Genomic DNA, 8,592 nt, shown 5'->3' with positions numbered 1-8,592 from the left:
CGATTTGAAGAGGCTTATGGTGTATGGACAGAAGGTCGATTGAACCAGGAAGAAGCAGCTCGGATATTGGGAGTATGCACACGGACATTTCGGCGTTACATTGATCGTTATGAGGAAAGCGGTATAGAAGGATTATTGGACAAGCGCTTAACACAGGCATCATCACGTCGAGCTCCCGTGGATGAAGTTGTAGCACTTGCTGAGCAGTATAAGGGTCGTTACCGGGGCTGGAACGTGCAACATTTTCATTCATGGTATCGGCGTGATGGGGGGCAGAGGAGCTACACCTGGGTCAAGAACACGCTTCAGTCGAGAGGTTTAGTTTCCAAGGCTGCCAGGAAAGGTACACACCGGAAACGCCGTGATCCTTCCCCTTTGCCGGGGATGATTGTGCATCAGGACGGCAGCACTCATGAGTGGGTACCGGGGAAGAAGTGGGATCTGATCGTGACAATGGATGACGCGACAAACGAACACTACAGTATGTTCTTTATCCAGGAGGAAGGCACAGCCAGCAGCTTTCAGGGAGTGCGGGACACGATCCTTCAAAGGGGCTTATTCAGCTCATTCTACACCGATCGTGGGAGTCATTACTGGTACACGCCTGAGACTGGTGGAAGGGTAAGTAAGGGGCAGCTCACGCAGTTTGGGCGTGCCATGAAGCAGATAGGGATCGAGATGATTGCTGCCTATTCTCCGCAAGCACGGGGGAGGAGTGAGCGGGCCTTTGGTACGCATCAGGGTCGGCTTCCCAAAGAACTGGCCCTGCATGGAATCACTACGATGGAAGCGGCCAACCGGTATCTGACCGAGGTCTATCAACCGGCGTACAACACCGAGTTCATGCAGCCCGCCGCCGAAGAAGGTACTGCCTTTGTACCCTGGGGTGGATCAAACCTTGACGACATCCTGTGCGAGCAGTATCAGCGTACCGTAACTGCAGATAATTGTGTCAGCTTTGAGGGGAAAATACTGCAAATCCCCGCGGACCGGTATCGATGTCATTACGTCAGGGTCAAAGTGTGTGTCCATCGGTATACGGACGGCTCATTGGCTGTTTTCCACGGCCCGAGAAAGTTGACCGATTATGATGCACAAGGAAATCTGGAGGAGGCAAAAAAAGGGAAGGCAGCGTAAATCCGCCGCTCGCCACCTGTCCCGGGAACACCTCCTATGACTCCCTGTTTCATGGCTCTCCCTGGACAACAAAAAGCGGACAATTCATTTGCTACAAAACCGGACAATTCTATTTGTTGACAACATACAATATTTTGGGCAGAGCGCCGGGGATAGATTTCTTGACATTTACAGGAAGAGGCTGGAAAACTAACCGCGTAACTGGTACAGTTTTCGGGAAACCCTCAACAGAATCAAAGACTCAATTTAAATATGGCCAATACAATGGGGTAAGATCCCGATAATAGCGAAAAGGCAGAATAGTGCTATCCCTAATAGAACTTTCGGTGTTCGCAAAATATGGAAAACAGTCAATCAGAGTGTTGGGTTTCGCAAGCTCAACTCAACCTACAATATATTTACGACCCCTGTCACTTTCCCTTATAGATAAACCTTTCAAACAATCTGTGGAAAGGTGTCCAGTCCGAATCGTCATCGGAGTTCTCCATAAACTCCTGAAAGGCGTTCATTTTGGCATCAAGATCATCCATATAGTGTATTATGAGCGCTTCCAGAGTTTTGGGACGCTTTGGAGACCCGTATTCAAGTATCCCATGATGACTAAGCATTGTGTGTTTCAGCTCCATGGCAAGCTGTTCCGGGAAATCTTCTATGTTGGCTATCCTGACATCCAGCATCTCTACACCGATCACGATATGCCCTATGAGCCTTCCCTCACTGGTATAGTCGATCATCCTGTCGAAGGACAGTTCATGGATTTTGCCGATATCATGAAGAATACTGCCGGTAATGAGAATATCCCTGTTAACGCCTTCATAGTGGTCTGCGACCATATCGATCAAGCGTGTTACCGAAAGGGTGTGTTCCAGAAGACCACCGATATAACAATGATGGAGTCCCTTGGCTGCCGGGGCCTTTTTAAATCGAGCGGCTATATCTTCATCTTTGAAAAATTCATACAGCAATTCTTTCAGACATGGAGTTTCAACCTTTTCGACAAACTCCATCAGGTCTTCGAACATCTTGTCAATGTCAAGTGCGGAGGCGGACAAAAAGTCGTCCAGATCCACTTCGTCACTGTCGACCTTCTTTACACCTACAATAGAAAGCTGAATCGAGTTTCTGTAACTTACCGCCCGGGATTTGATATCAACAACGTCTCCCTTGCCGAAAAGTTTGTTCAATGCAACGGCGTTTTCCCATACCCTCCCCTCTATTTCACCTGTTTTGTCTCTGAGTCTAAGATTAAGGTAGGGCGAACCTTTCTGGGAAACAGCCATATTCTTCTCCACGACGAGAAAGGTGTCGTTTACCTTGTCCCCGACGTCTATATCCTTTATATAGATATTCTTCACAAAGATAGCCTCCTTATTTAACTATCACCCTTCCCTCATGCGAATAGACTCTCATCTTCCCGCCTCTCACATATCCTATGACCGTGATTCCCGCATTTTCTGATAAGGTAATCGCCCTTGAGGTCGGGGCCGAATGGGATATTATTACCGGTATGCCCATTTTCCATACTTTGGTTACAATCTCCGAGGAGACACGGCCTGTCGTTACGATGATCTTATCGGAACAATCGATACCCTCAAGAAGCGAATATCCTCCGAGCATATCGACGGTGTTGTGCCTCCCTATATCTTCCCTTGAAACGAGAATCCCGTCTCCATCGGCCAGTGCGGAACAGTGGGTTCCATGAGTTGCGCTGTGGAGTTCTGATGATTCAAGAAGACCTTTCATCAATTTCAAGACATGATCCGGCGAAATGGTAATATCTGACTCCAGCACCCTCATTGAAAATTCATCCATTCTATTTCCCCGGGAGCCGCTGGAAGCAATTGTTTTCATTGGAATAAAAGGTTCGTCTACTTTTTGAGTAGAGATACGTACCCTTCCCTTTTCATCGGAAACGGCTATTTCTTCTATATCCTCCAGTGATTCAATCATCCCTTCCGATCTGAGAAATCCCACCGCCAGCTCTTTCAAATGAATCCCCGTACAGGCTATACTGACAACCCTCTTATCATTGAGAATGATTTCAACGGGAATCTCCCTTATGATGTCGGAAACCTCGCTTGAGAGTTTTTCACCGTCATACATTCGAATATCAAACTGCTCGATCGTCATCTTTCCTTCCGTTCCCTCAGCACCCGGTGATCACCCACCCTTATGGTGAGCTTCGTTGCATCGAAATATTCCATAAGCGGTATGGTGAATTTTCGAGACAGGCCTGTCATATCTCTGAAACTCGCAGGCGTAGACTCTCCCTCCTTCAAAAGAAATGCCCTATAATCTTCCCTGAGACTGCCGAGCACATCTTTGTGAAAATACATCTCCTCACTCACCTTTACAAGCACTCCTTCGTTTAGCATAACTTTAAGGATATTCCTGGCCTTGTCTCTTCTGTCCGCAAACTTCTCTACTGCTTCTTTGGTAGACGGCGGTGTGAGTTTTAACTCGAGATAGAGCTTCTCGATCTCTTTCCTCAGTTCCTCCAGGTCGCCTTTCAGGTTAACGGTATACCCTGAAATCCTGACATTTTCTCTGTCTATAACGACATTCCCGTCCTTTGCCAGGTTCTTGATGACAATATTGAAAAATCCCGGATCGACGAGAGGGCCGAGCGTTGTCCTGAGCTCTTCCTTTGAAAATCCTTCTTTCAGGGGAAATTTCTCGTGGTATTTTTCTATTTCCGAAAGAATTTTCTCCCGAAGCGTTCCGTAAACGGAAGAAGAGACCACCCTCAGTTCACCCCTGTTCAGAAGAACCGCCTCCCTCTTTGAAAACATCTCTTCAAGAATTTTGTTCAGGTCATTCAATTTGATACCCGTCCTCAATATAAGCTCCTGAGACGAGATGCCGGCAAGGCCGGCGCGATTCAGGATGACACTGACTCTTTCCGGATCGGTGTCGTCACGCAGTACATTAAAATCATTCATTATACTGTCAGAAAATCGCTTGTGTTTTTGGGGAAGAGGATCAAGGATTTCCCCGCCTCCGATCGTCCTGACAGGGGAATAGCTCCTCATAACAAACCTGTCTCCCGCCATTGCAACCGTTGGAGAAGCAAGGACAACCTGGGCATAACCGATCTCCCCCGGCTCCATCTCATCCTTTCCGATGAGAATGATCCTCGAGATTGTTTCACTGGTTCCCGAGTGAAACCTCACGAGCGTCCTGTTCTTCAATTTTTTGTCAGGACCGGATAGATATCTGAAGAGGATATCAAACCGGTTTGACGGCACATAGGTGCCCGGATGGGCAAGGATATTCCCCCTCTGTATCTGCGATTTTTCGACACCCTGGAGATTTATCGCTGTTCTCTGACCGGCTTCGGCTACCGTTACACTGTCATTATGAACCTGAATTCCCCTGATCTTTGCCGTCACTCGCCTGGGCAATATCTCAACCGTCTCTCCCACATTCACCCGCCCCGACACCAGAGTCCCCGTTATCACCGTCCCGAACCCCTTCATGGTAAATACCCTGTCAACCGGGAGTCTGAAAAGATCTGTATCAGCGCGTGCGGGGATTTCAGAGGCCATCTCCTCCAATACGGAAAGAAATTCCGGAAGGCCTTCACCGGTAACAGACGAAAGAGGCATAATAGGAGACGCCTCCATAAATGTTCCTTCCAGGAACTCCCGGACATCATCCGTGACGAGATCAATCCATTCCCCGTCAACAAGATCAATCTTGGTGAGGGCAACGAGGCCGTTTTTTATTCCGAGAAGCGTGCATATATCGAGATGCTCCCTCGTCTGGGGCATTACTCCCGCATCCGCCGCTATGACGAGGACAACCAGATCTATTCCGCCGGCTCCGGCAACCATGTTTTTCACAAACTTTTCATGGCCCGGAACGTCTACGATTCCGAGTCTCTGCCCGCTTTCCAGCGTATGCGCTGCAAAACCGAGCTCGATCGTAATTCCCCTCTCCTTCTCCTCCTTCAGCCTGTCCGTATTTACACCGGTGATAGCCTTAATAAGCGCCGTTTTCCCGTGATCAATGTGTCCGGCGGTACCCAGGATTATATGTTTCATACGCGAACAACCCCACTCAATATCCCCGATTTCCTAACTTATCGGACGATAGCAAAATCCCCACACATACACAACAGGAAAAACCGGCAAGAGAAAGATATTGCCAATAGTCCGCCGCCATGGTAATACCACGTGGTTATGAGAATACTCAGTCTTGACCACGGCAGTAAAAGGATAGGCGTGGCAATATGCGATGAGCTGGGATTAACCGCTCAGGGCATCACCACGATTGAAAGAAAATCCCTCAAAAGCGACATTGAGGAGATATCAAAATTTATAAGAGAGTATAGCGTTGAAAAAATAGTCATTGGGTTCCCGAAAAGGTTAGACGGAACAGAGGGAATTGAGTGTGAAAAGGTCTCCAAATTCGCCAAAATCCTTGAATCAAAATTTTCGCTTCCTGTAATTAAGTGGGATGAAACCCTTTCAACGAAGGATGCGGAAGAGATACTGATCGAAGCGAATATGAGCAGGAAAAAGAGGAAAAAAGTTATCGATAAGCTCGCTGCCTGTTTTATTCTCGAGAGATATCTCGATCATCTGAGGTCAAGGGCTAAAGAATTGTAGGGTCGGGTTTTATACCCGACCGCAAATGGTGGCATATAAAATGCCACCCTACTTTTCACCCTTCACCTTTGACCATTTACCTATTTTCTAACACCATGAAATTCATAAACGAAAACAAACTTTTTATAGCTGTCACCTGTATAATAATCCCCTTTGTTCTCTATGCAATCTTTTCAAATTATGCAGAAACCCCCGTAGACAACCTGAATAGATCCGTTACGATAGAAATCCCCAAAGGGGCCAGCTTTTCTGATGTTACCGCCATTCTTGAGAAGGAAGATTTAATAAAACACAAAAGGTCTTTTTATCTGCTGGCAAGACTAAAAGACGCTCCGACACATATCAGAGCCGGGGAATACGAACTGAACAGTTCTATGTCTCCGGCAGATATCATCAATAAATTCATAAAGGGCAAAATTAAGGGATATTATGTGATCATTCCTGAAGGCTTTAATATATCCCAGATAGCTGCCCGCCTAGCTGCCATAGGGCTCGTCAATGAGGAAAAGTTTATTAAAATATCCTCAGACCCCGAGTTCGTGTCATCCCTCGGAATACAGGGCAGTAGCGTTGAAGGATATCTGTTTCCGGATACTTACATACTTACCAGGTTGATGGACGCCAAAAAAATCATTAAACATATGGTGAGCCGGTTCAGGCAGAAGGTTACACCGTATATGATACAACGGGCAAAAGAGCTCGGATTTACCACCGGAGAATTTGTTACCCTGGCATCTATTGTCGAAAAAGAAGGCGGGCCAAATGAAGAGAGGGCATTGATAGCCGCTGTCTTCCGCAACAGATTAAAAAAGGGAATAAAGCTCCAGAGCGATCCGACGGTCATCTACGGAATCAAAGATTTTGACGGAAACATAAAAAGGAAGCATCTGAGGGAGAAGACACCGTACAACACATACCAGATAGACGGATTGCCGCCCGGCCCGATTTCAAATCCCGGCATGGAATCCTTGCTTGCCGTCCTCTATCCCGCATCTGTTGACTATCTCTATTTCGTATCGAAAAACAACGGCTCACACCACTTTTCATCCGACCTCACCTCCCACAACAATGCCGTCCAAAAATATCAGATTAAAAGAAGAAGACGTTAGCATCATGTCAACGATACTCTGTCATTTCGAAGGAGTCTATCACGACTGAGAAATCTTAGATTTCTCCCTGCGATCGAAATGACATTTCTTGATTGACACGACGGTAGCATTTTCTCGTCAACGCCCGAACGGCAAAAGACCAGCCCCCCTCTTCCCCCATTCCTAAGGGCAAACAAAAAACACCTATATTATTATGATAATGAAAAATAGTCTTGACTATCTTTCATTACTGTGAATAATAGTCGTCATGGAAAGTAGAACACTCTATGTAAAAATGTGGGAAGAGCTTGCCGCAGATAAGAGCATGATTTTTCTCGCAGGACCGCGCCAGTCGGGGAAAACAACGCTTGCACAAATAATTGCACGCTCCTATCCAAACAACCTATACTTCGACTGGGATATTCCAACATGCCGAAAACAACTCATCGAAGACCCGTTTTTCTTCGAAGCCGTCGAGCGTAAAGATTCATCAAATCCCTTCATTGTGTTAGATGAGATCCACAAGTACAAAAACTGGAAAAACTACCTCAAAGGCGTTTATGATCAATTTCACGAAAACTACCAATTCCTTGTTTCAGGAAGCGGTCGTCTCGATATCTATCAGAAAGGTGGCGACTCGCTGGCAGGCCGTTATTTTCTTTTTCATCTTTGGCCTTTTACCATTGCCGAACGGGGAGAGAGAAACCTTACACTGAATGAGTTTCTGAATAATCCCCTTCATATCATTATGGAGCGGACGGGCGAACTCAGGGAAATATGGCAACAGCTCTTTGCCCTGAGCGGTTTTCCGGAACCATTTCTATCAGGCCGTATGGCAACGTATCGTCGATGGTCGAATACCTATTCACGTCAGTTAATCCGTGAGGACATTCGTGATCTGACCGGCGTCAAATCTATCGGGTATCTGGAAACACTCTATCTTCTGTTGCCATCAAAGGTGGGCAGTCCCATATCCATTCCTTCCCTTGCCGGGGATTTGCACGTATCCTATAATTCGGTCCGAAGCTGGTTAACGGTATTTGAACGATTCTTCCTCATCTTCGCCATCTCCCCGTGGACCCGAAAAATCTCGCGTGCCATCCAGAAAGAACAGAAGGTCTACATCATGGATACTCCCCTTATAAAGGAGCCGGCAGCCCGGTTTGAAAACATGGTGGCCCTGGAGTTATGGCGTGCGATTTCATCCTGGAATGACATGGGGTACGGTCGATTTTCGCTCCACTTCATAAAAAACAAAGAGAAGCAGGAAGTGGATTTTCTGATTGCCAACGAGGGAGATCCAATTCTTCTCATAGAGGCCAAGCTTACCGAGACACAACCATCAACTACGCTGAAAAAATTCCAGCGTGCCCTCGGCATACCGGCGGTACAACTCAATAATGAAGGCGATGGATACAGAATCCTATCGAATGGCAACTACTCTATTCTGGTTGCTCCGGCATATCAATGGCTTTCTCACTTGCCGTAAGTTTACAATCTGTCTGACAAGCGGAACAGGAGAAAAACGGGGAGAAAAACGGAACGTCCGTAAGTAAGTAAATAAATTAAACCAAAGATTGACAAGTTCGTAAAAAGTCGAAATATGCACAATTTTGATAGGGGTAGGAACGATACATTGGTTTGTATCGCCCCTCCCTCCGAACCGGACTTGCGGATTTCCCGCATCCGGCTCTCCAGTCGGTGGTTTTACCTCATTGAGGACTGGCGCAACATACAATGGGCTTCCACAAGAC

7 protein-coding genes are annotated in these 8,592 nt (G+C 46.8%); 4 read left to right on the top strand and 3 right to left on the bottom strand.

Annotation, left to right across the window (positions count from 1 at the left end; genetic code table 11):
* The coding region (locus Q7J27_12515; protein ID MDO9529961.1) for an ISNCY family transposase at nucleotides 1-1,137 on the top strand (1,137 nt) is incomplete at its 5' end.
* 410 nt (nucleotides 1,138-1,547) lie between these two features.
* Here the strand turns inward: Q7J27_12515 and Q7J27_12510 are convergent.
* From Q7J27_12510 to selB, 3 genes are read right to left on the bottom strand one after another with little or no spacing between them, the layout of a single operon-like run.
* Nucleotides 1,548-2,492, bottom strand: a complete 945-nt coding sequence (locus Q7J27_12510; protein MDO9529960.1) for an HD domain-containing protein — start codon at nucleotides 2,490-2,492, stop codon at nucleotides 1,548-1,550.
* 13 nt (nucleotides 2,493-2,505) lie between these two features.
* Entirely contained in the window at nucleotides 2,506-3,267 is a 762-nt protein-coding gene (gene fdhD / locus Q7J27_12505; protein ID MDO9529959.1) for a formate dehydrogenase accessory sulfurtransferase FdhD, read from the bottom strand.
* Nucleotides 3,264-5,183 carry a selenocysteine-specific translation elongation factor gene (selB, locus tag Q7J27_12500; GenBank protein MDO9529958.1) on the bottom strand — a complete coding sequence of 640 codons (1,920 nt, stop codon included), beginning with the start codon at nucleotides 5,181-5,183 and terminating at the stop codon, nucleotides 3,264-3,266. Before selB ends, fdhD begins: the two co-directional genes overlap by 4 nt.
* Before the next feature lie 138 nt (nucleotides 5,184-5,321).
* Between selB and ruvX the strand changes: the two genes are divergently transcribed.
* The 3 genes from ruvX (at nucleotide 5,322) to Q7J27_12485 (ending at nucleotide 8,327) form a co-directional block, all read left to right on the top strand.
* The gene (ruvX, locus tag Q7J27_12495; GenBank protein ID MDO9529957.1) at nucleotides 5,322-5,750 is read left to right on the top strand and encodes a Holliday junction resolvase RuvX; all 429 of its coding nucleotides are present in this window, start codon (nucleotides 5,322-5,324) and stop codon (nucleotides 5,748-5,750) included.
* 95 nt (nucleotides 5,751-5,845) lie between these two features.
* Complete coding sequence (mltG, locus tag Q7J27_12490; GenBank protein MDO9529956.1) at nucleotides 5,846-6,859, top strand: endolytic transglycosylase MltG; 1,014 nt, start codon at nucleotides 5,846-5,848, stop codon at nucleotides 6,857-6,859.
* Between the two features lie 247 nt (nucleotides 6,860-7,106).
* On the top strand, nucleotides 7,107-8,327 hold the full coding sequence (locus Q7J27_12485) for an ATP-binding protein (protein ID MDO9529955.1): 1,221 nt from the start codon (nucleotides 7,107-7,109) through the stop codon (nucleotides 8,325-8,327).
* The last annotated feature ends 265 nt before the right edge of the window (nucleotides 8,328-8,592 follow it).

This window comes from Syntrophales bacterium (assembly GCA_030655775.1).
GTDB lineage: Bacteria > Desulfobacterota > Syntrophia > Syntrophales > JADFWA01 > JAUSPI01.
Note: the sequence above shows the minus strand (reverse complement) of the source record. Positions and strands in the feature narration are given on the sequence as shown.

Bases quoted from the DNA above. Each gene is read 5' to 3' on its own strand.
- fdhD (MDO9529959.1), bottom strand. From the start codon at position 3,267: ATGACGATCGAGCAGTTTGATATTCGAATGTATGACGGTGAAAAACTC.
- Q7J27_12485 (MDO9529955.1), top strand. From the start codon at position 7,107: ATGGAAAGTAGAACACTCTATGTAAAAATGTGGGAAGAGCTTGCCGCA.
- selB (MDO9529958.1), bottom strand. From the start codon at position 5,183: ATGAAACATATAATCCTGGGTACCGCCGGACACATTGATCACGGGAAA.
- mltG (MDO9529956.1), top strand. From the start codon at position 5,846: ATGAAATTCATAAACGAAAACAAACTTTTTATAGCTGTCACCTGTATA.
- ruvX (MDO9529957.1), top strand. From the start codon at position 5,322: ATGAGAATACTCAGTCTTGACCACGGCAGTAAAAGGATAGGCGTGGCA.